At 73.4% G+C, this 2152-nt stretch carries 3 protein-coding genes; all 3 read left to right on the forward strand.

The window, feature by feature from the left end:
- Positions 1-359 precede the first annotated feature (359 nt).
- The 3 genes from FDZ70_09595 to FDZ70_09605 all read left to right on the forward strand — a co-directional run bounded on the left by FDZ70_09595 (position 360) and on the right by FDZ70_09605 (position 1924).
- Entirely contained in the window at positions 360-1046 is a 687-nt protein-coding gene (locus FDZ70_09595) for a phosphatase PAP2 family protein (protein ID TLM69730.1), read from the forward strand.
- Complete coding sequence (locus FDZ70_09600) at positions 1043-1591, forward strand: FKBP-type peptidyl-prolyl cis-trans isomerase (GenBank protein TLM69731.1); 549 nt, start codon at positions 1043-1045, stop codon at positions 1589-1591. The genes FDZ70_09595 and FDZ70_09600 overlap by 4 nt, the downstream gene beginning before the upstream one ends.
- A gap of 126 nt (positions 1592-1717) precedes the next feature.
- Entirely contained in the window at positions 1718-1924 is a 207-nt protein-coding gene (locus FDZ70_09605) for a hypothetical protein (protein TLM69732.1), read from the forward strand.
- Positions 1925-2152 lie beyond the last annotated feature (228 nt).

Genomic DNA, 2152 nt, shown 5'->3' on the forward strand with positions numbered 1-2152 from the left:
CTCGCCGTGATCCGGCGCGTGTGGGATGATACGGGGTACCTACTCGACCCGCACACGGCCGTGGCCTGGGAGGTCGCCGAGCGCCTGCGCGACGATGCGCCGGTGCTCGTGGTCTCCACCGCCCACTGGGCGAAGTTCGGCGCCGACGTGCACAAGGCGCTCACCGGCGTGCCCTACGCCGAGCCCCTGCCCGCCGACACGGCGTCGCTGAACGGCGTGCAGCTGCTTCACGCGGTCGCCAGGATGGCGGCCGGCTGTGCGGCGGTGCCGGCAGGCTTGGCGGAACTGGACGCGCTGCCCGAGCGCTTCGACGAGGTCGTCGACGCCGGACGCGACGGCGTCGAGGGCGCGGTCCGGGAGTGGCTCGGGCGCTGATGCTGCGCTCGCCGGCCGCGCGCGCGATCGCCTCGCTGGCGGTGCTCACCGTGGCCGGCAGCGTGACCGGGCTCGCGCTCGGATTCCGCGACGGCGCCGTCCTCGCGTGGGACGAGGCGCTTCTCGAGGTGACGGCGCGCTGTGGCGCGGGCGCGACCGGCGCGTGGCTCACCGTGACGTCGCTGTCGGGCTGGACCGCCATGCTCGCCGTCCTCACCGTGCTCGGCGCGATCGCGCTATGGCGCCGCGCGCCGCGGGTGTTCTGGTTCCCGGCGCTCGCCACGGCGGGCGCCGAAGTGATCAAGAACGCCGTGAAGATCGCGGTCGACCGCCCGCGCCCGCCGCTCAGCGCGGAGCTCGTGCAGCAGGCTCATGCGACCGGGTCGTCGTTCCCGTCGGGACACGCACTGCACGCGGTCGTGCTCTACGGCGCGATCGCCCTGCTCGTGACGTCACTGGTGCGCCCTCGACGCCGGACGGCCGCGCGGACAGCGCTCCTCACGCTCGCCCTGGCGATCGCGCTCGCGGTCGCGATCTCGCGCGTCGCCCTCGGCGTGCACTACCCGAGCGACGTGCTCGCGAGCCTCGTGCTCGGCACCGCGTGGCTCGCCGCGTACGCGGCGGCGGCCGGGTGCGTCGGGAGAACCGATGGAGCCGCGCGGCCGGAATGACGACGCGCGGGCGCGTGCGGCATACTCTCCCTCGCACACCCGACCCTTTGAGGAGGACCCACGTGACCGCACGCACCCTGACCGCTTCACTCGCTTGCGCGGCGCTCGCGCTGGCAGCCGCCGGCTGTTCGCCCGCCGCGACGAGCACGCCCAGCACTCCGGCGGCCGAGCCGGCCCAGACTGCGCCCGCCGCCGAGCCGGCGAAGGGCCCGACCACCGAACCCGTGACCGAGCTCAAGATCGAGGACCTCACCGTCGGCACCGGCGCCGAGGCGAAGTCCGGCAACGCCGTCACCGTGAACTACACCGGCTGGCTGGCCGACGGCACCCAGTTCGACTCGTCCGTGGGCGGACAGCCGTTCGACTTCACCGTCGGCGCCGGGCGCGTCATCCCGGGCTGGGACCAGGGCGTCGCGGGCATGAAGGTCGGCGGCAAGCGTCGGCTGATCATCCCGCCGGCCCTCGGCTACGGAGCGGGCGGCATGGGCCCGATCCCCGGCGGGGCGACGCTGATCTTCGACGTGGAGCTGCTCACGGTTCAGTAGCACGCGTCACCCCGGATCCCGCGAACCGCGACGGCCGCCTGCAAGGGCGGCCGTCATCGTCGTCGGCCCGTGCGGGCCGCATCCGGGTACATACCGCCATGTCCGGCACCGTCAGAAGGGACGACCATGAAGCTCTCCGCGCGCAACCAGCTCAAGGGCACCGTCACCGCCATCAAGGAGGGTGCGGTCGAGGGCCAGGTGACCCTCGACGTCAACGGCCAGCAGCTGACCGCAGTCGTGACGATGGACGCCATCGCGGATCTCGGGCTCGCCGTCGGCTCGTCCGCCGTCGCCGTCATCAAGGCCGACAGCATCATCCTCGCTGTCGACTAGCGGACCAGGCGGGTCACCCGCTCGAACCGCTGCGCCTGGAGGTCGATGGCGGGCAGACCGTGCCCGAACGCGGGCGCGACCCGTCCATCACTCCCCGTGGACTGAACGCGCAGCCCGGACGCGCTGACCCCGGTCGCCGCGCGCGCGTCAGACAGCACCCCTGCGCCCACCACACCTGCTCCGCCGAAGGCCTGGACCTGGTACAGCCAGTCAGCGTTGTCAGCGATC

The organism is Actinomycetota bacterium, assembly GCA_005774595.1.
Classification (GTDB): domain Bacteria; phylum Actinomycetota; class Coriobacteriia; order Anaerosomatales; family D1FN1-002; genus D1FN1-002.